Annotated in this window: 18 protein-coding genes; 5 read left to right on the top strand and 13 right to left on the bottom strand. The window is 60.1% G+C overall.

The annotated features are described in order from the left end of the window. The first annotated feature begins 101 nt into the window (after positions 1–101). A complete protein-coding gene (locus JTP94_RS26405; protein WP_204853373.1) occupies positions 102–590 on the top strand; it encodes a MaoC family dehydratase in 489 nt (162 codons plus the stop codon). On the opposite strand, the gene JTP94_RS26400 is transcribed toward JTP94_RS26405, so the two are convergent. The 7 genes from JTP94_RS26400 to JTP94_RS26370 all read right to left on the bottom strand — a co-directional run bounded on the left by JTP94_RS26400 (position 587) and on the right by JTP94_RS26370 (position 7,174). Continuing rightward, the gene (locus tag JTP94_RS26400; protein ID WP_204853372.1) at positions 587–964 is read right to left on the bottom strand and encodes a hypothetical protein; all 378 of its coding nucleotides are present in this window, start codon (positions 962–964) and stop codon (positions 587–589) included. The two genes, JTP94_RS26405 and JTP94_RS26400, sit on opposite strands and share 4 nt — an antisense overlap. Before the next feature lie 184 nt (positions 965–1,148). After that, the gene (locus JTP94_RS26395) at positions 1,149–1,697 is read right to left on the bottom strand and encodes a sarcosine oxidase subunit gamma (RefSeq protein WP_204853371.1); all 549 of its coding nucleotides are present in this window, start codon (positions 1,695–1,697) and stop codon (positions 1,149–1,151) included. Beyond that, a complete protein-coding gene (locus tag JTP94_RS26390; RefSeq protein ID WP_204853370.1) occupies positions 1,690–4,683 on the bottom strand; it encodes a sarcosine oxidase subunit alpha in 2,994 nt (997 codons plus the stop codon). The genes JTP94_RS26395 and JTP94_RS26390 overlap by 8 nt, the downstream gene beginning before the upstream one ends. Beyond that, positions 4,680–5,045 (bottom strand): sarcosine oxidase subunit delta, encoded by a 366-nt coding sequence (locus JTP94_RS26385; protein WP_204853369.1) that lies wholly within the window; start codon positions 5,043–5,045, stop codon positions 4,680–4,682. Before JTP94_RS26385 ends, JTP94_RS26390 begins: the two co-directional genes overlap by 4 nt. A 15-nt stretch (positions 5,046–5,060) precedes the next feature. Next, a complete protein-coding gene (locus tag JTP94_RS26380; RefSeq protein ID WP_204853368.1) occupies positions 5,061–5,480 on the bottom strand; it encodes a hypothetical protein in 420 nt (139 codons plus the stop codon). Further along, positions 5,480–6,733 carry a sarcosine oxidase subunit beta family protein gene (locus JTP94_RS26375; RefSeq protein WP_204853367.1) on the bottom strand — a complete coding sequence of 418 codons (1,254 nt, stop codon included), beginning with the start codon at positions 6,731–6,733 and terminating at the stop codon, positions 5,480–5,482. Before JTP94_RS26375 ends, JTP94_RS26380 begins: the two co-directional genes overlap by 1 nt. A 162-nt stretch (positions 6,734–6,895) precedes the next feature. Continuing rightward, entirely contained in the window at positions 6,896–7,174 is a 279-nt protein-coding gene (locus JTP94_RS26370; protein ID WP_204853366.1) for a hypothetical protein, read from the bottom strand. A gap of 348 nt (positions 7,175–7,522) precedes the next feature. Here JTP94_RS26370 and rpsU point away from each other — a divergent pair, with 348 nt between their 5' ends. The 4 genes from rpsU to JTP94_RS26350 all read left to right on the top strand — a co-directional run bounded on the left by rpsU (position 7,523) and on the right by JTP94_RS26350 (position 11,846). After that, positions 7,523–7,735: a 30S ribosomal protein S21 gene (gene rpsU / locus JTP94_RS26365; RefSeq protein ID WP_003585885.1), complete on the top strand. Its 213-nt coding sequence runs from the start codon at positions 7,523–7,525 to the stop codon at positions 7,733–7,735. A 137-nt stretch (positions 7,736–7,872) separates the two neighbouring features. Beyond that, positions 7,873–8,748, top strand: a complete 876-nt coding sequence (locus JTP94_RS26360) for a tetratricopeptide repeat protein (RefSeq protein WP_204853365.1) — start codon at positions 7,873–7,875, stop codon at positions 8,746–8,748. 116 nt (positions 8,749–8,864) lie between these two features. Next, on the top strand, positions 8,865–9,935 hold the full coding sequence (locus tag JTP94_RS26355; RefSeq protein WP_204853364.1) for an FAD-binding oxidoreductase: 1,071 nt from the start codon (positions 8,865–8,867) through the stop codon (positions 9,933–9,935). A gap of 255 nt (positions 9,936–10,190) precedes the next feature. After that, the gene (locus JTP94_RS26350; RefSeq protein ID WP_204853363.1) at positions 10,191–11,846 is read left to right on the top strand and encodes a sensor histidine kinase; all 1,656 of its coding nucleotides are present in this window, start codon (positions 10,191–10,193) and stop codon (positions 11,844–11,846) included. 35 nt (positions 11,847–11,881) lie between these two features. Here the strand turns inward: JTP94_RS26350 and JTP94_RS26345 are convergent, their stop codons facing one another. From JTP94_RS26345 to JTP94_RS26320, 6 genes are all read right to left on the bottom strand, one after another. After that, positions 11,882–13,276: an NAD(P)(+) transhydrogenase (Re/Si-specific) subunit beta gene (locus JTP94_RS26345; protein ID WP_204853395.1), complete on the bottom strand. Its 1,395-nt coding sequence runs from the start codon at positions 13,274–13,276 to the stop codon at positions 11,882–11,884. A gap of 10 nt (positions 13,277–13,286) precedes the next feature. After that, positions 13,287–13,685, bottom strand: coding sequence for a proton-translocating transhydrogenase family protein (locus JTP94_RS26340; RefSeq protein WP_204853362.1), 399 nt, complete (start codon positions 13,683–13,685; stop codon positions 13,287–13,289). 1 nt (position 13,686) lies between these two features. Continuing rightward, on the bottom strand, positions 13,687–14,850 hold the full coding sequence (locus JTP94_RS26335) for a Re/Si-specific NAD(P)(+) transhydrogenase subunit alpha (RefSeq protein ID WP_204853361.1): 1,164 nt from the start codon (positions 14,848–14,850) through the stop codon (positions 13,687–13,689). 112 nt (positions 14,851–14,962) lie between these two features. Next, complete coding sequence (locus tag JTP94_RS26330) at positions 14,963–15,187, bottom strand: aa3-type cytochrome c oxidase subunit IV (protein WP_204853360.1); 225 nt, start codon at positions 15,185–15,187, stop codon at positions 14,963–14,965. Positions 15,188–15,367: 180 nt separating this feature from the next. Continuing rightward, positions 15,368–16,123, bottom strand: a complete 756-nt coding sequence (locus JTP94_RS26325; protein WP_204853359.1) for an N-acyl amino acid synthase FeeM domain-containing protein — start codon at positions 16,121–16,123, stop codon at positions 15,368–15,370. A 377-nt stretch (positions 16,124–16,500) separates the two neighbouring features. Beyond that, entirely contained in the window at positions 16,501–18,804 is a 2,304-nt protein-coding gene (locus tag JTP94_RS26320; RefSeq protein ID WP_204853358.1) for a bifunctional diguanylate cyclase/phosphodiesterase, read from the bottom strand. Positions 18,805–18,939: the final 135 nt, after the last annotated feature.

The following is an 18,939-nucleotide window of genomic DNA, read 5'->3' as shown; positions in this document are numbered from 1 at the left end:
CCAGAGTCACGGAAATGCTCTATGTCTTTGTTTCCACGCAATTCCGGACGCAAAACCGCTTCGCACTTTTGCTGGAATTGCTCTAGACTGACGAGGATGGAATGCCCGGCGATATCTCGCTTGTTGAAATCATGAAACGTGTGGGAACGGAGATCGGCGTCTCCGATTGGATCGCGGTCGACCAGACCATGATCGATACTTTCGCCGACGCGACGCACGACCACCAGTTCATCCATGTCGATCCGGAGCGCGCCAAAGCGGAAACGCCCTATGGCGGCACCATCGCGCATGGCTTCCTCACCCTGTCGTTGCTGTCGGCGATGAACTACAGCGGCCTGCCCAAGATCCGTGAGCAGACCATGGGCATCAACTATGGCTTCGAAAAAGTCCGCTTCATGTCGCCGGTCAAATGCGGCGCGCGCGTGCGCGGCCGTTTCATGCTCGCCGAAACGCGGCTGCGTGGTGCCAGCATGCTGATGCTGACCTATGATGTGACTGTCGAAATCGAGAACGAGCGCAAGCCGGCACTCACCGCGACATGGACGACCATATCGCAGTTCGATCCGAAGGATCGGCCGGAAGAGGCTTAGCTTTTTTGCAAAAAGCGAGACGTTGCTCTAATCAGAAACAGAATTGTTTTTATTAGAATAATAGCGCCGCAGACATTCAGCCCAATCTTCAGATGGTATGAAAAATCAGACCCGCTGAAAAATGGATCGCTCGCTATAGCCTGAACATTTAAACTCAGGTTCCCATAGATAAGCTGGTAAATAACGTGAAAAGCTGCCTGCAGTAACATCTGGCTCGCAGTAAGGACCAACGTAAAATCCAAAACCCTTTTGAAAGAAAATACATTTCTCAAAGAGAATTCTGATTTTTCGGTTTTGCCAAGGTTGTTTTCGGCAAATCCTATCCCCGTCCATGACTCAGAATCTACGTCAAGTCGTTCCTTGTCAGAGCCCATGAACATGACCTGTGTATCGTGCACCACGGCAAGTTGGTTGTACTGGCGAGTGTAACGGAACGTCCGCCGGTACAACCACTATGCGACCGAAATTGACGGCAAACAAGATCGATTGCCACCAACCATCGGCGTCATGCAACGAGCCGATCTTTATATCAGCTTTGCTCGCGAAGGCCTGTCGAACCTAAAGGCCCGCATCCTCCGCGGCTTCGGCCAGAAGGCCGAAGGCATAATCGGAGAAGGAACGCCAGACCTCGACGCGGAACGTCTCCTCTTCAAGCCGAAGCAGTACGACTTCGGCCTTGCCAAACAGCGTGCGCGAGCAGGCCCCGATGGGGAAAGCCTGCAGCGAAAGATCTTGCGAGCAGCCGCCCGAGAGAGTCGCTTCAGCACCTGGGCCGGACACAACGATTGCGGTATTGCGGTGCGAGACGTCGGTCGCCGAATGGAGCACGCCGGCCGACGCCGCGAGGCCGACCAGGTCGGCGCCGTTCTCATCGATGACGAGCCATTCGTCCGGGCCGAGCCAAAGCGCGTGGCGGCCGTTGGCGCTGGCCGAGGTCTTCGGCCGGTTCGGCACTTGCAGGCCGAGCGCCTGCGAAAGGCCGTCGATGGAATCGACCGGCGCGCGCAGCGCAATGCGGGTGGCGGGCGCGGCAGGCGTCAGCCGGACGATGGACGAACCGCCGTTGCGGCCGGCGAGCGGCAGTTTACGGGTTGCGAGATCAACCATTGATCCGGCCTCCTTCCTTGTCAAAGAACACCAGATCCGCCACTTCGACGGCAATTGTCTTGTCGGGCATCGGTACGTAAAGCGTCTTTCCCAGGCGATCGCGGCCGCCGGCGACCAGAGCGAAGGCGATGGAGCGGCCAAGATTTTCCGACCAGTAGGCCGAAGTGACATGACCGAGCATGGTCATCGGCTTCTGCTCGTTGGGATCAGCGACGATCTGCGCGCCTTCTTCCAGCACCACCTTCGGGTCGCGGGTGACGAGGCCGACGAGCTGCTTGCGGCCTTCCTTCACCAAATCGGGCCGCTTGAGGCCGCGAATACCGACGAAATCCGTCTTCTTCTTGGAGACGGCCCATGAGAGACCGGCATCATCAGGCGTCACCGTGCCGTCGGTATCCTGGCCGACGATGATATAGCCCTTTTCGGCACGCAGTATGTGCATGGTCTCGGTGCCATAGGCGCAGGCGCCCAGCGGCTCGGCGCGCGCCCAGACGGCTTCCAGAACCGACTGGCCGTAATCGGCCGGCACGTTGATTTCATAGCCGACCTCGCCGGTGAAGGAGACCCGGAACAACCGCGCCGGCACGCCGCACACCTTGCACTCGGCAACGCTCATATGCGGGAAGGCCTCGTTGGAAAGATCCAGCCCTTCAACCAGTGGCTCGATGATCTCGCGCGCCTTCGGCCCCTGCACCGCGATGACGGCCCATTGCTCGGTCGTCGATGTCAGCCAGACCTTCAGATGCGGGAATTCCGTCTGGAGATAGTCCTCCATGTGATGCAGCACGCGCGGCGCACCGCCGGTCGTCGTCGTCACATGGAAGCGATCGTCAGCCAGGCGCCCGACGACGCCGTCGTCATAAACGAAGCCATCCTCGCGCAGCATGATGCCATAGCGGCAACGGCCAGGCTTCAGCGTATCCCAGGCATTGGTGTAGATCAGGTTCAGGAACTCCGCCGCATCCGGCCCGACCACTTCGATCTTGCCGAGCGTCGAGGCATCGAACACGCCGGCTACTTCGCGCGCCGTGCGGCATTCGCGGTCGACGGCCTGATGCATGGTCTCGCCGGCGCGCGGATAGAACCAGGCGCGCTTCCAGTTGCCGACATCCTCGAAGATTGCGCCATGCGCCTCTTCCCAGGCATGCATCGGCGTCTTGCGGGCGGGATCGAAGAGAGACCCGCGCGAATGGCTGATCAGCGTGCCGTAGGTCACCGGCGTATAGGGTGCACGGAAGGTGGTGAGACCGACCTGCGGGATATCCTTGCCAAGCATTTCGGCGGCAATCGCCAGCCCGTGCATGTTGGAAAGCTTGCCCTGGTCGGACGCCATGCCGTTGGTGGTGAAGCGCTTGATATGCTCGATAGAATGCATGCCCTCGCGCACGGCAAGACGGATATCCTTGGCGCAGACGTCGTGCTGGAAATCGACGAAGGCCTTGGCATTGGTGTCCGGCCCCGCACCCTCGGCAGCACCGATCATACCGCCGGTCCATTCGAAAGCCTGCTCGGCCTGGAGCTGGATCTTCTCCCCGCCGCTTGCTCCGGCTGCCCGCGCCATCAGCTCGCCGGCGGCAAGCGATTCCTCGATCGCCGCCTGCAGCCCGTCCGTGCCGTTGCATGCGCCAACGGAAAGACAATCCTGAACATAGGTGCCCGGCAGGAAACGCTGCTTCTCGGTATCGAATTTCAGCTTGCCGCGCGACTGCGAAAACAGATGCACCGATGGTGTCCAGCCGGCCGAGACCAAGAGCGCATCGATCGCGATCTTGCGAGAGCTGGAGCTGCCGTTACGCGCAACGGTCATTGAAGAGACCCGCAGCTTGCCCGCGGTATCGACGACAGCATAATCGGTCATGACCTCGATGCCGAGCCGCTTGGCCTCGGCAACGACTGCCTCGCCCGGCCGCGCCCGGCTGTCGACGATGGCGACGACAGAAACGCCGGCACGCTTGAGATCGAAGGCGGCCTCATAGGCCGAATCATGCGCCGTATAGACGCCGATCTTCGCACCGACGGCGACGCCGTAATGATTGAGATAGGCGCGCGCCGCCGATGCCAGCATGATGCCCGGCCGGTCGTTGTTCGGGAACACCATGTGGCGCTCGATCGCGCCCGTCGCCAGAATGACGCGCTTGGCGCGGACCTGCCACAGGCGCTCGCGCGGCAGATTGCGGCCAGGCCTTGCCAGGTGATCGGTGACGCGCTCGGCAAGCCCGAAGAAATTGTGATTGTAATAGCCGAACGCCGTCGTCCGGGTCAGCACCTCGACATTCGGCATCGCCTTGAGCCTGGCGACGACGACCTGCGCCCAGGCATAGCCTTCGACGCCGTCGATCTTGACGCCGGTGTCGAAGCGCAACGCGCCGCCCGCTTCCGCCTGCTCGTCGCAGAGAATGACCTTCGCGCCGGTTTCGGCAGCGGCCAATGCCGCCGAGAGGCCGGAAATACCGGCACCGACGACAAGCACGTCGCAATGGGCATAGCGGCTGGCGTAGTGATCGGGATCCTCTTCCGTCGGCGCGACGCCAAGGCCGGCAGCACGACGGATGAAGGGTTCGTAGATGTGCTTCCAGGCAGCCTTCGGCCACATGAAGGTCTTGTAGTAGAAGCCAGCGGCAAAGAAGGGCGACATCAAATTGTTGACGCCGCCGATATCGAAGGCGAGCGACGGCCAGCGGTTCTGCGACTGCGCCTTCATGCCATCGAACACCTCCTGCACGCTGGCGCGAACGTTCGGCTGGCGCCGAGCCGCATCGCGGGAGATGTCGAGCAGCGCATTCGGTTCTTCCGCCCCGGCCGACAGGATGCCGCGCGGACGGTGATACTTGAACGAGCGGCCGAGGAGATGAACGCCATTGGCAAGCAGGGCGGAGGCGACGGTGTCGCCTTCGAGCGCCGTGTAGCTTTTGCCGTCAAAGGTGAAGCGGGCGGTTCTGGCGGGCGTCAGACGCCCCTTGCCCGCAATACGATTGGCGCCGCTCATTCAGCAAATCCCTCTTTTTGTGCCGTCTGTTCTTGTTCGCTGTGGCTCTGGACGACCGGCTCGGATGCGCCCGGCAGCAGCGTCGCAGGATCCGGCTTCGGCTCGCCGGCCTTGTAGGTGCGGTAGAAATGGTCGCTCACGGTGTCTCGCGCCGCATTGAAGAAGCGGCCGCAGCCATGGATATGCCGCCAGCGCTCGAAGATCAGGCCCTTCGGATTGTCACGCAGGAAGAAATATTCCTCGAATTCCTCGTCGGAGATTCCGGCGATATTGGCCGGCCGCACGATATGCGCGTCGCCGGCGTTGCGGAATTCGAGTTCCGAACGCTCTTCCTCGCAATAGGGGCAGTAAATCAGCAGCATCGTTTTCTACCTGTGTTAAAGCTCGGAGCCGGAGATATTGGTACCGGGAGGCTGCGCGCAAAGCTGCCGCCCCATGGTGACGAAAGGTGTTATGCGCTTCAGCAGCGCCTCCAGCGACCCGTAGGGTTTCAGCACGTTGGTCATCCCCATATTGATCAGACTCATGCCCAGCAGATCCGTGTCGACTTCGAAAGCCCTCGTTGCCGCCGGCGTCTGTTCCGGCACGAAATAAACGGTCGGCTTGTTCAGCACCTTGACGCAGGCAAGCACACCGCTTTCGGCCTCGAACGGCCAATCCGCTTCGTCCTGTGCCTTGTGGATCACCTGCATGCGAACATCCCCGGCCCCCGGAAAGAGATCGCTGACCTTGGTCACGATCGTCCCTGCCGGAAGCGAAAATCCCGCCGCCAGAACGATCCCAACCGCCGCCAGCATCAATGCGCCACGGCAGCCGCTGCCGCCTCGTCGATCAATCGGCCGCTGCGGAAACGATCCAGCGTCAGCCCCGCATTAAACTTATGCGGCTCGTCGCGAGCAATCAGATGCGCAAACAGATTGGCCGAACCCGGCGTTGCCTTGAACCCGCCCGTGCCCCAGCCGCAATTGACATAGAGCCCCGGCACCGGCGTCTTCGACTGGATCGCCGAGCGATCCGGCGTGTTGTCGACGATGCCGCCCCAGGAGCGCATCATCTTCACGCGCCGGAACATCGGGAAGAGTTCGCAGATCGCATCCAGTGTGTGGGTGATGATCTGCAGGCCGCCGGTCTGGCTGTAGGAATTATACTGGTCCGTGCCGGCGCCGATGACCAGCTCACCCTTGTCGGACTGCGAGATATAGGCATGCACCGTGTTCGACATGACAACGCAGGGGAAGATCGGCTTCAGCGGCTCGGAAACAAGCGCCTGCAGCGGGCTCGACTGCAGCGGCACGCGCACGCCCGCCATCTGCATGACGACGGTGGTATGGCCGGCTGCGGAGACGCCGATCTTCTTGGCGCCGATGAAACCGCGGCTCGTATCGACGCCGGTCACACGTCCATCCGGTCCGCGCTGGATGCCGGTCACTTCGCAATTCTGGATGATATGCACACCGCGATCCGACGCCGCGCGGGCAAAGCCCCAGGCGACCGCATCGTGCCGCGCGGTGCCGCCGCGACGCTGCAGGGCGGCGCCATTGATGGGGTAACGCGCACTGCCGGAAATATCGAGCGGCGGACAGAAGGCCTTGGCCTGCTCCGGCGTCAGCCATTCATTGTCGATGCCATAGAGGCGGTTGGCGTGGATATGCCGTTTGAACGATTGCTGGTCGTGCACATTGTGCGACAGCATCATCACGCCGCGCGGCGAATACATGACATTGTAATTGAGATCCTGAGACAGCCCTTCCCAGAGCTTCATCGAATGCTCGTAGATGTGCATGCTCTCTTCATAGAGATAGTTCGAGCGGATGATGGTGGTGTTGCGGCCGGTATTGCCGCCGCCGAGCCAGCCCTTCTCGATAACGGCGACATTGGTGATGCCGTGCTCCTTGGCGAGATAGTAGGCCGCGCCCAGGCCATGACCACCGGCGCCGATGATGATGACGTCATACTCCTTGCGCGGCTCCGGCGAGGTCCATTGGGCCTCCCAGCCCTTGTGGGCCCGCATCGCTTCCCTTGCCACGGCAAAAACCGAGTATTTACGCATTCGCCCTCAACTCCTTCAGGCCAGAGCCCTTTATTATCGGTCATACAAATCGCAAATCAAAAACCGACACAACGGCTCTTTTGCGACGCATTCAGGACCGGCTTTCGACACGGTTAAAATTGGAACGCGATCGAACGGCCAACTTATCGTTTGTTAGCAGCTTTATTTGCGCTGCAGATGGCAGATCTTCACCCGACCGCCACGGCCATCGCTGCGCCAGACGCATCCTTCCTTCGGCGGCTTGCGATCGTAAAGATAGATTCGCGCCCGATGCTTGCTGTCGAAGGTCTGATTCGAAAAATCGTGACCGCCGATGCGGACATTGTTTCCGAGACGCACTTCGCCGGCTCCAGCAGGCGCAAGCGTTGCGACAAGAACCGCAAAGCCGAACATCGGCGCCGCAATCAACCTTCCAGCGGCAGCGAGGTCATGAAACGTCATGCAGCAATTCCCCCTTGGCGCGCAGGCAACGGCCGAGATCGGGCAATCGTCATGGCGCAAATGACTGTGATCTAGAATCTTCGCACGAGCATGTCAGTGTCGCAAAACATTGCGAGTCAACTCCATGTTCGATAGGCGCGACGAGGCGAGAAAGACATTCCCGGCTCAATTCAGCGCTCGACAAGCCGCTTTTTACCCTGCAAACTCACGATCTGGCTAGACTTTGACAAACCGATCTGCTATCTCGCCTAACCAATCGCAAGGCTACGGCTGTGCGAACGTTATATTTTTGCCTCCTGGCGCTGCCGTCGCCGCTGGCATCAACTAAACCAAAGGAACGTGATTCTCGTGCAGGTACTTGTCCGCGATAACAATGTCGACCAGGCTCTCCGCGCTCTCAAGAAGAAGATGCAGCGCGAAGGTATTTTCCGCGAAATGAAGATGCGCGACTACTACGAAAAGCCGTCGCAGAAGCGTGCTCGCGAGAAGGCTGAAGCTGTTCGTCGCGTTCGCAAGCTGGCACGCAAGCGCGCACAGCGTGAAGGCTTGGTCGCACGCTAATCGTCGTTTTTTCGACGTTTTCAGATGCATGTGTGGCGGGGGCGAGTCGTTCGCCACCGCCTTTTTGATTTATTCTGCGCACAAATCGGATTAAATCAGAACAGCCTGATATGACGCATGGGAAAGCGAATCCGATAATGGCAATCACGACTACCGAACGGCTCCGCACTTCGAACCTGTCTTTTTTTGTTTCGAAGCGCGCCGCCGCACTGCCAGCTTTGGCGATTCTCGCCGCAATCAGCCTGTCCGGCTGCCAGACCGCTTCCACGGATAGCGTGATCCGCATCGACAAGGCGCAGGGCTCCTCGGGGAATATCGCTTCGCTGACCTCGGTCATCAGTGCCAATCCACAGGATCCGGAAGGCTACAATGTTCGCGGGACGGCCTACGGCCGCGGCGGCGATTTCAGCCGCGCGCTTGCGGACTTCAATCAGGCGATCCAGCTCAATCCGAAGTTCTACCAGGCCTACGCCAACCGCGCGCTCATCTACCGCAACATGGGCAAGCTGCCGGAAGCGGTCGCGGACTACAATGCCGCGCTGCAGATCAATTCCAACTACGACGTCGCCTATATCGGCCGGGGCAATCTCTATCGCCAGTCAGGTCGCGACGACGACGCATTCAACGACTATTCCAAGGCGATCAGCCTGGGAACGACGGATGGCCGTGCCTTCAACGGTCGCGGCGTGATCTATCAGAAGCGCAATCAGCAGGATAAGGCGATCGACGATTTCTCCAAGGCGATCTCGCTGTCACCGAACTCGCCCGAGCCCTACAATAGCCGCGGCATTTCCTATCTCGCGCAGAATGACGACGATAACGCCTTCGCCGATTTCAACCATGCCATCGACCTGGACAACAAGGTCGCCCAATCTTGGGCAAACCAGGCCTTCGTATACGAGCGCAAAGGCGACAAGGCGAAAGCCCGCCGTTCGTACCAGCATGCCGTCAACCTTGATCCGAACTACCAGCCGGCCAAAGATGGCCTGGCGCGCGTCGGCGTCGGCTCCTGATACAGGCAGCATCGTAATAAGGCACTCGGCCGCCGACGATCCTTCGTCCGGCGGCTTTTCTTTGCGTCATCGAACGCCTAGTCTCGAATCCCTCCCCATCCGAACGAGACAACGACATGCCCTCCCCTCAGAAAATCATCGTCATCGGCGCCGGAATCATCGGCGCCTCCATCGCCTGGCATCTCCAGCGCAAGGGTGCGTCCGTTACGACGATCGCGCAAAAGATTGGTGGCGAGGCAACGCCGAATTCCTTTGCCTGGATCAATGCCAGCTGGGGCAATCCCGAGTTCTATTTTCATTTCCGTCACCGCTCGATGGCCGAATGGTCGCGGCTTGCGGCGGATCTGCCCGGTCTGCCGCTGTCCTGGTGTGGCGGATTGTGCTGGGATATGCCGGAGGCCGAACTGGATGCCTATGCCGCGCAACATCATGGTTGGGGCTATGGTATACAGCCGGTCAATCGCGCGACGAGCGTCATGATCGAGCCGAACCTCGCCACTCCACCCGACTATGCGTTGCATATCGCCGAAGAAGGCGCCGTCGAGCCCGTTGCTGCCGCCGAGCTGCTGCTGGAGGACGCCAGCCGTCATGGCGCGAGGCTGCTACACGGTACCGACGTGACAAGTCTATTGACTGAGAACGGCAGGATCGCCGGCGTTGAGACAAGCGAAGGCCCGATGCACGCCGATCATGTCGTTCTTGCCGCCGGCGCCGGCACGGCAGCACTTGCCGCATCGGCCGGCATTCATGTGCCGCTCGAAACGCCGCCTGGTCTGATCGTTCATTCCCGCCCCGCGCCGAAACTGCTGAACGGCCTGGTGATGGCCCCGGAACTGCATATGCGCCAGACGATGGAAGGTCGGATTATTGCCGGCGGCGATTTCGGCGGCACCGCTCCCGGCGACAATCCACAGAAAGCCGCAGGCGAGCTTTTCGCCAAGGTGAAGGCGGCATTGAAGGATGGCGATGCGTTGGAACTCGATTTCCATACCATCGGCTATCGTCCGACGCCGAAAGACGGCCTGCCCATCCTCGGCGGTGTCGACACCAGGCCAGGGCTCTATCTCGCAGTCCTTCATTCCGGCGTAACGCTGGCGCCGCTCGTCGGTCTGCTGGCAGCGGAGGAAATCCTCGATGGCAAGGAGGTTGCGGAACTCTCGCCTTTCCGACTGTCGCGCTTCGCCTAAGGCGGACGCTGGGGGCACGGACGCGCAACTACAAGGATGCATTGCCGCCCCGTAAACGTCCGAGATCGCTTACGATTTCACGGCAATGAATTTTCAGATGTTGCAAGGCAATTTACCGAGCCCTAACATGGGTCCTTCGAGAGCATGTAGCTCAGGGTCTACGCATGGGGGCGCTTAGCATGATAACCAGAACCGTTATTCTTGCTTCCGCAAGCGCTCCCGGTCGTCATCGAGGTACGATCGGTTGATCGCACCATGAGGAAGCTACATTTCCCGAAGGCGTCGATTGGGGCTTATCTGATCGCCATCGCATTGGCGATTGCCCTGCCTATTCTGGCCTTCGTCGCCTTGCTTTTGGTCCAGCTCGAAGACAATGAACGCGATGCATTGAAAGGCGATACCGTTCAGGCCGCCCAGTCTTTGGCGCGCGTGATCGATCGGCAACTGCAGGATATGGCGACGACCCTGCGGCTGCTCTCCTCTTCGCCGGAGTTAGAGCGCAACGATATCGCAACCTTTTTCGCCCGGACGGAGACGGTGTTGCGCACCGATGCGCTTTTCGTCCTGCTCCTGGAAAAGGATGGCCAACTTCGGTTAAATACCCGCTGGCCGCTCGGCAAGCCGCTTGGCAAGACGGGCAACATCGTCGCGCTGCAATCGGCGCTGGACTCCGGACGCATCGAGGCATCCGATGTCTTTGTCGGCTCGACCGCCCGTCGATGGGTCTACAACGTCACCCTCCCGCTCGATCATTCACCGGCCGGCGCCGCATTGGCGATAACCCAGGACGCCGATCAGCTCGCCAAGCTGATCACGACGGAGGCGCTCCCTCCGGGCTGGTCAGCCGCGGTTCTGGACAAATCCGGCCATGTCGTCGCCGCCGGCGGCCCGACGATCCTTTCCCCCGGCGATGCATTCAACAAGGATATTCTGCCGAAATTGATCGCTTCCAGCGGCGTCTATCAGGATGACAAGGTCCTGCCGCACTCGCTGGTCGGCTATGCGCAGATCTCCGGTTGGTCATGGAAAGCCGTGGTCTGGGGACCCGTCGCCTCGGCGCAGGCATCGCTGATGAGCACGTGGCGTTTCCTGATCTATGGCGGCGTCACATTGCTGCTGGTCGCGCTGATCGCCGTCTATGCCTTGGCGCGCCAGGTGCGCACCACCATACAGAGCATCGCCGACATGGCGGATCGCATGGGCCGGGGCGAGATCGTGTCGCCGATCGACAGCAGTGTCGTCGAGGCCAATCAGGTGGCCGTCGCACTTTCCAACGCGTCCTTCGACCGCAGCGTCACCGAGGACCGGCTGCATTTCGTCATGCACGAGCTCGTCCACCGCACCAAGAACCTGCTGGCGCTCGCCCAGGCGATGACCCGCCAGCTCGCACGCCAGACGGATAGCGTCGATACCTTCCAGCGCGCGGTCGCCGACCGGCTGGAAGGATTGGCGCGCTCGATAGAGGTCCTGACCAGCGAGCAATGGTCCGGCGTCTCGCTGCGCCGCGTAATCGACATCCATCTGGCGACCTTCCTGCAAGGGCCGCAACAGCTCGACGTCAGAGGCAACGATTTCCTGTTGAAGCCCGAAGCCGTGCAGAATCTCGGCCTGGTCCTGCACGAGCTGGCAACGAATTCGGTGAAATACGGAGCGCTCTCCGCCCCCGAGGGCAAGATTGCCATCGAATGGACGAACGAGCCCGGTGAAAACGGACCGATGATCCGGTTCGTCTGGACCGAAAGCGACGGCCCACCGGTCAAGTCGCCGACAGAGACCGGCTTCGGCACGACCGTGACGAAAGCCCACGCCGCCGCGTCCTTCAGCGGTCATGTCGAGATCGATTTCCGACCTGCCGGCCTCGTCTGGATATTGACCGCTCCGCGCGCCACGATGGAGCGCGAGCGGACATAAAACGGGTTACGATCGGGAATGAGGCGTGAACGCTATTAGTCGTTCATCGCCTTGACGATCTCTTCCGTTACCTTCTTGGCGTCACCGAGCAGCATCATCGTCCCGTCCTTGTAGAACAAGGTATTGTCGATGCCGGCATAGCCGGAGCCGAGGGAGCGCTTGACGAAGAGGCAGGTCTTGGCCTTGTCGACGTCGAGGATCGGCATGCCGTAGATCGGCGAGGTCTTGTCGTCGCGCGCGGCCGGATTGGTGACGTCGTTGGCGCCGATGACATAGGCGACATCGGCCTGGGCGAATTCGGAATTGATGTCCTCGAGCTCGAACACTTCGTCATAGGGCACGTTGGCTTCGGCGAGCAGCACGTTCATATGGCCGGGCATCCGGCCGGCGACCGGGTGGATAGCATATTTCACCTCGACGCCGTGGGCCTTCAGCCTGTCCGCCATCTCGCGCAGCGCATGCTGGGCCTGGGCAACCGCCATGCCGTATCCCGGCACGATGATGACCTTGGAGGCATTCGCCATGAGATAGGCGGCATCTTCAGCCGAGCCCAGCTTCACGGTCTTGTCGGAATTGTCGGCGCCGCCCGACACGCTTTCACCGCCGAAGCCGCCGAGAATGACCGATACGAAGGAGCGGTTCATGCCCTTGCACATGATGTAGGACAGGATCGCACCTGAAGACCCCACAAGCGCGCCTGTAATGATGAGCGCCAGATTGCCGAGCGTGAAGCCGATGCCCGCCGCCGCCCAACCGGAATAGGAATTCAGCATCGACACGACAACAGGCATGTCGGCACCGCCGATCGGCACGATCAAGAGTACGCCGAGCGCCAGCGACAGGACGACGACGGCCCAGAAATCGAAATGGCTTTCGCTCACCGCGAGACCGACGATGAAGAACACGATCAGGATAAGCAGGGCGGCATTGATGATGTGCCGGTATGGCAGCAGGATCGGCTTGCCGGACATGCGCCCGTCGAGCTTCAGGAAGGCGATGATCGAACCAGTAAAGGTCAAGGCACCGATGGCGACGCCGATCGCCATTTCGATGCGGGCCTCGGTATGGATGGATCCGATATTGCCGATGCCGAAGGAGGACGGCGTATAGAGCGCCGACGCCGCCACCAGAACCGCCGCCAGGCCGACCAGCGAGTGGAAGCCGGCCACGAGCTGCGGCATCGAGGTCATCGGAATGACGCGGGCGATATAGGCGCCCGCTCCGCCGCCGATGGCGAGTCCGAGAACGATCAGCACGAAGCCGCCGAAGGACGGCGTCGCCAGCACCAGCGTGGTGACGATGGCGATACCCATGCCGATCATGCCGTAAAGATTGCCGCGCCGGCTGGTTGCGGGATGGGAAAGACCGCGCAGCGCCAGAACGAACAGGACGCCGGAAACCAGATAGAGGAAAGCCGCGATATTGGTCAGCATGCCGCCCTCACTTGTCTTTCTTCTTGTACATCGCCAGCATGCGCTGGGTGACAAGGAAGCCGCCGACGATATTGACCGAAACGAGCACCAGCGCCACGAAGCCGAAGCCCGTGGCCAATCCGCTGGCGGAAATACCGACTGCCAGAAGCGCGCCGACGACGATGACCGAGGAGATGGCGTTCGTTACCGCCATCAGCGGCGTGTGCAGGGCCGGCGTCACCGACCAGACCACATAGTAGCCGACGAAGATCGCCAGCACGAAGATCGCGAACTGGAAGACGAAGGGATCGATCGCCCCGCCGGTTGCGGCGCTGGCCGCGTCCGGCGCCTGTGCAGCGGCGGTCATAACGGCGGTAACGGCATCATTCAGTTGCTGGAGTGCCCGGTCCATTGCTTGGCTGGCCATCTCAGAGATCTCCCTTGTTGACCGTCGGCTGGTCGGGATCGACGAAATTCGGGTGCACGACTTCGCCGCCGTCGGTCAGCATCGTCGCCTTGATCAACTCATCGGCGCGATTGAGGCCGAGGCTCTTGCTGTCCTTGTCGACCATCGTTTCCAGGAAGGTGACGAGGTTCTTGGCATAGAGAGCCGACGCGCTCGCCGGGATCCGGCCGGCCATGTTGGGATATCCGACCACCCTGACGCCTTCGACATCGGCCACGGCGCCGTATTCCGCGCCCTCGATATTGCCGCCGCGCTCGACGGCGAGATCGACCGCGACCGCACCGGGGCGCATGGCCTTCAGCATGTCGCGGCTGACAAGCCGTGGCGCCGGACGACCGGGGATAAGTGCTGTTGTGATGACGATATCCTGCTTGGCGATGTGATCCGCGACCAGCGCTGCCTGCTTGGCCTGATATTCTCCTGACATTTCCTTGGCGTAACCGCCGGCGGTTTCGGCGGCCTTGAACTCCTCGTCCTCGACAGCGATGAATTTCGCGCCGAGCGAGGCGACCTGCTCCTTGGCTGCCGGACGCACGTCAGTGGCCGACACCAGAGCACCCAGGCGCCGTGCCGTCGCGATCGCCTGCAGACCGGCGACGCCGGCGCCCATGACGAAGACCTTTGCCGCCGGCACCGTGCCCGCCGCCGTCATCATCATCGGCAGTGCCCGGTCATAAACGGCGGCAGCCTCGATGACAGCCTGATAGCCGGCAAGGTTTGCCTGCGACGACAGAACGTCCATCGACTGCGCGCGCGTGATGCGGGGCATCAATTCCATGGCGAAGCTCGTCAGCCCGGCGCGCGCCATCTCGACAAGGGCCGCCTCGTTGCCATAGGGATCCATGATGGCGATCACGATCGCGCCGGTCTTGTAGCCGGTCATCTCCTTGCTGGTCGGTCGCCTGACCTTGAGAATGACATCCGCCCGCTTGGCATCCTTCACAGCGCCGATACGCGCGCCGATGGTCTCGTATTCGCCATCCGGAATGCGCGAGAAAGCGCCCGCACCGGCTTCGATCACGACATCGAAGCCGAGATTTCTCATCTTCTTCACTGTCTCGACGGATGCCGCAACGCGCGACTCCTCCGCCACGCTTTCCTTGGCCACGAAAACCAGATTACCCAACGACAACACCTCGCATCAAACGGCAGCACGCCCAAATGCGGTGGCGTGACGGCCTGTAGAACTACGGGAAGGCTCGAGCCAGAAAGGCCCGGCGTCGATCAGCGCTGGAATGTCAGCGCAACAGGATGATGCTGGCTATGGAAAGAACGATGAAAATGAGGACGCCACCGAGGAAGCCGGCATGGCCGAAGAAGCCGGCCGCCATGGCGATCAACAATGCGACAATGATCGCAGATCCGACCCGGGCACTTACGAGGAAAAGATTATAAGTCTTCTCATGCTCCTTGTAGTCCATGGGAGCACCGGTTTCAGCGGGTCCGGTATTATGTTCGGCCATTCAAAAATCTCCCCTCGATGCGCTCCTCCCGAAAGGCCCGACAACGGGCCGGCGGTTGGAGTTCGTCCTCAAAAGCTGTGGCATCTAGCAAGGAGACACCGCAGCCGAATTTCCTCTACCGAGGGGTTACACAAAGCGACGAAAAATGCAATGCACGACAAGGTCGCATCAGCGCGCAGGCTAGCCGAATTGCCCGCGAATTTCACGCCGGACGCCACTTGCCAGTCTCGCCGTCGGCAGGATAGTCAAGGGAGGCGAGCCGGTATCCTCGCCGCGGGAAAACATCATGCGCCGCTCGCAGGGTTCGGAATCGAAGAACGGATATCGCTGCATCAGCTTGCCGCGGATCTCCTTTGACCGAGATGCCAGAAGCGTCAATTCGAAACCATAGGTCTTGGTCATGCGCGGCGGAACGACCGTATCGGCGTAGAAGACACGCTTGTAAAAAGCCGCATGCGCCGGACGAATATGCTGCATCACCCTGTCGGTGTCGAAATAGATGGCACCCACGATCGCCGGTCTCAGCGTCAGATAGGGCAACGCCGGCAATTCCAGCTCGAAATCGGGGTCGACGGCAAAGCGCGCCGGGTCGATCAATGTCATGCCGGCATCGAGGAAGGCGTGAATTTCATCCGGGAAGATACCGGTCGACTGGCATACGCGATGATCCGGCGTGACATGGTGTATCCGCACCGTGCTCACCAGCTCCTCGTAATAATAGACGCCGAATACATAGGCATGGTCGTCGAAGTCGACGTTGTCGATCAGGTTCTTGGCCGCCACCGGCAAGACTGCGTGCGCCTTGTAGGCCTTATAGCGCAACCGCGCGACATCCTCCATGTCTTCGCTACTTTCGATTCGGCGGTATTCTACGTGATCGAGCACCTCCATCAGCTTGCCGGCAAAGCCGCTTTCTTTAACACTCACATGAGTCATGGTTAATGTTCCGTTATGATTAACGGACCATTATTGGTATTAAGAGAAAAATTGATCAATCTTTGTTTCAAATTTTCATTAACTATTCGTTCATCAAGGTTAATTTTTTCAACGAATACCGGTATAGATTCGAATATGATCAGGTTCTGAATATTGCATTACTGCTATTCATGAAGGCGCGCATGCGCCTGCCAGAACCATCCTATGAAGGCACAGGCCCGATATTCGTGGAGGCGGTCAGGTGACTGTCAGCTCTGGTCTGATGTGGAAAGAACGACGTAAATGGCCTGCACCGGCATGGCGGTGAGACACGGCCGTTACTATGCGCCTTTCAGGGCAGGTGCTTCAGCGGCGCGGTGTGAAAAGCTTTGATCGCTTCAAGCGACGTTGTCCTGCCGCAAGGCCGACTGTCGCCGGATGAGGCTGTCGACCATCTCGACGACTTGTTCGCGCGATACGGGAACAGAGAACACATAACCCTGGATGATGTCGGCTAGGTTCTTCTCAACGACAAGCGCCAGTTGCTCAAGCGTCTCCACACCCTCGATCACGATATGGAGGCTGAGCGCGCGGGAGAGATCGACGATACCGCACAGCAGCTTGAAACGACGGCTGTCTGCCGTGATATCGCGGACGAAGGAGCGATCGATCTTGACGACGTCCACGGGCAGCGAATCGAGATAGCTGAGGCTGGAGAAGCCCGTTCCGAAATCGTCGATGGCGATCGTGATGCCTCTGGCACGCAGATCGGCAAGAATGGACCGGACTGTCGCCACCTCGTCCATCAGGCAGCTTTCGGTGACTTCGAGATGCAACCGCGACGGATCCAGCCCCGATGCCTCCAGTGCATCCATGACGATATCGACGATGTCGTTGCTGCGCAGATCCTGCGCCGACAGGTTGACCGACACCGACACTGGCGCCGGCCATGAAACGCAATCGCGACAGGCCTGGTTGAGCATGAAGCGGGTGATACCGCCAACGATGCCCATCTCCTCGGCGATCTGCACGAAGATGTTGGGAGGGATCGAGCCCTTCTCCGGATGAATCCATCGCGCCAGGGCTTCGCAGCAATCGATGCGGGAGCCATCCGGCGTGAACATGGGCTGGTACACGGCCTGAAGGCGGCCGGCTTCCACCGCCTCGCGCAGATCCTCCTTCAGCTTTTGCCGCTCGACGTAGCGCGCATCCATCTCCTCTTCGAAGGCGGTGCAGCCACCCTTCATCCGCAGCTTGGCATCGAACAGCGCCAGGTCGGCCTTGATCTGCCATTCCTCCGAGCGGAATTCGCGGCTCGACATGGTCACGTAACCGCCGCTGAAGGAAATCCGGAAGCTGTTGCCATCCACATCGTAAGTGCCCGTCACCGCGGCATGCAACGCCTGCACGCGGCTGCCCACGTCCGACGCACCATCCTCATTCGGGAAAAACAGCACGAACTGATCGCCGACCAGACGCGCGGCAAGCGCCGTGGTGCCCGCAAGCTCCTTCAGGCGCTCCGCTATGGCGACCAGCAGACGGTCTCCGGTTACATGCCCCTTGGTGTCATTCACATGTTTGAAGTCGTCGACATCGAGAACCAGGATGCCGACCTGGCTTTCTCTGGTGCGAGCGGCAAGCTGCTCCTTGACCAGCTCGACGAAATATTCACGGTTCGGCAAGCCCGTCAGCGGGTCATAGCGCACCATATGCAGGATCTTGCGCTCCGCCCGGATGCGCACTGTCACATCCTCGAAGATCAGGATGACGACACCGTCGGCGCGACGGCTGGCCGCGAATTCCAGAAACTGATCCTCATTGAACTGAATGAGCGTGCGGGAAAGCGAACCGCTGACGAGTTGCGCCATCTGCCGCTGGATCAATCCAGGCAAGGAACCGTCGATGAAGGCATGACGCGCACCATACCGCAGCACGACGTCGAATTCGCAATCCTTGAGCTGCTCCTGATGTGTGAAATTCAGGAGTTCGCATGCCTTGCGATTGACCACGAGGATACGGTTTTGGGCATCCAGCATGAACAGGCCATGCGTCATATTATTGAGCGCGGTGTCGAACCGGTCGGCAATCTGCGATATCTCGCGCGACGCGATGACATTCTTGTACAGAAACTCGCGCACGCCGTTCGCCATTGCGCGCGTCGTCAACCCAAAGGGAACGAGCATGATGGAAACGATCGCCTTGTAGAGCTGTTGCGACATCAGGCAGGCGATGATGATCGGCAGGCAGCATGCCAAGGTCTGGAGATCGATCGCTTTCTGGGAACCATAGTTGCGGCCGACGATCGACACCATCGACGCCATGGTCACCGCGATGCAGATGAATTCCGCCAGCGGATCCTGCACGATCAGGATGGCATAGCCGCTGCCAATGCCGAGAATGGACGCTGTTGCCGCAGCACCGATCACATAGCGGATTTCCCAACGAGCGATATCGGCACGTGCGAAGCTATGCTTGTCGGCGGCATCGAATAACCAAAAGGAATACATGCGTAGCGCAAAGACAGCGGCAAAAGCCACGCAAAGAATGAGGTAAATATTTGCACGCGTGCTCAGGAAAACGATGACATATGTCAGGATGTGAACGAACACCCCCGTAAACAGCGTTTTACGGTTTCCGAAAAGCGAACTGACGAACGACAGATAAACATCTGTCGGTACGGTGTCCGGGCTTGGAGGCTTCATTCAGAGTTCCCCTGATGCGGCGGACACCCTAGGTGAAACGTTTTAAAATTTGATTGCCCAAATAGCATGCATGCGGGCGAATTTTCCAATCATGCCGGTAACTTACGTTGATTTTAAGTTGCACACCGCATCGTA

Origin of the sequence: Martinezella lusitana, assembly GCF_016901135.1 — a bacterium.
In the GTDB taxonomy this organism is placed as follows: domain Bacteria; phylum Pseudomonadota; class Alphaproteobacteria; order Rhizobiales; family Rhizobiaceae; genus Rhizobium; species Rhizobium lusitanum_D.
Note: the sequence above shows the minus strand (reverse complement) of the source record. Positions and strands in the feature narration are given on the sequence as shown.

Bases quoted from the DNA above. Each gene is read 5' to 3' on its own strand.
- JTP94_RS26400 (WP_204853372.1), bottom strand. From the start codon at position 964: ATGGGCTCTGACAAGGAACGACTTGACGTAGATTCTGAGTCATGGACG.
- JTP94_RS26385 (WP_204853369.1), bottom strand. From the start codon at position 5,045: ATGCTGCTGATTTACTGCCCCTATTGCGAGGAAGAGCGTTCGGAACTC.
- JTP94_RS26355 (WP_204853364.1), top strand. From the start codon at position 8,865: ATGCCCTCCCCTCAGAAAATCATCGTCATCGGCGCCGGAATCATCGGC.
- JTP94_RS26360 (WP_204853365.1), top strand. From the start codon at position 7,873: ATGGCAATCACGACTACCGAACGGCTCCGCACTTCGAACCTGTCTTTT.
- JTP94_RS26395 (WP_204853371.1), bottom strand. From the start codon at position 1,697: ATGGTTGATCTCGCAACCCGTAAACTGCCGCTCGCCGGCCGCAACGGC.
- JTP94_RS26340 (WP_204853362.1), bottom strand. From the start codon at position 13,685: ATGGCCAGCCAAGCAATGGACCGGGCACTCCAGCAACTGAATGATGCC.
- JTP94_RS26370 (WP_204853366.1), bottom strand. From the start codon at position 7,174: ATGACGTTTCATGACCTCGCTGCCGCTGGAAGGTTGATTGCGGCGCCG.
- JTP94_RS26330 (WP_204853360.1), bottom strand. From the start codon at position 15,187: ATGGCCGAACATAATACCGGACCCGCTGAAACCGGTGCTCCCATGGAC.
- JTP94_RS26405 (WP_204853373.1), top strand. From the start codon at position 102: ATGCCCGGCGATATCTCGCTTGTTGAAATCATGAAACGTGTGGGAACG.
- JTP94_RS26320 (WP_204853358.1), bottom strand. From the start codon at position 18,804: ATGAAGCCTCCAAGCCCGGACACCGTACCGACAGATGTTTATCTGTCG.
- JTP94_RS26390 (WP_204853370.1), bottom strand. From the start codon at position 4,683: ATGAGCGGCGCCAATCGTATTGCGGGCAAGGGGCGTCTGACGCCCGCC.
- JTP94_RS26380 (WP_204853368.1), bottom strand. From the start codon at position 5,480: ATGCTGGCGGCGGTTGGGATCGTTCTGGCGGCGGGATTTTCGCTTCCG.
- JTP94_RS26350 (WP_204853363.1), top strand. From the start codon at position 10,191: ATGAGGAAGCTACATTTCCCGAAGGCGTCGATTGGGGCTTATCTGATC.
- JTP94_RS26325 (WP_204853359.1), bottom strand. From the start codon at position 16,123: ATGACTCATGTGAGTGTTAAAGAAAGCGGCTTTGCCGGCAAGCTGATG.
- JTP94_RS26375 (WP_204853367.1), bottom strand. From the start codon at position 6,733: ATGCGTAAATACTCGGTTTTTGCCGTGGCAAGGGAAGCGATGCGGGCC.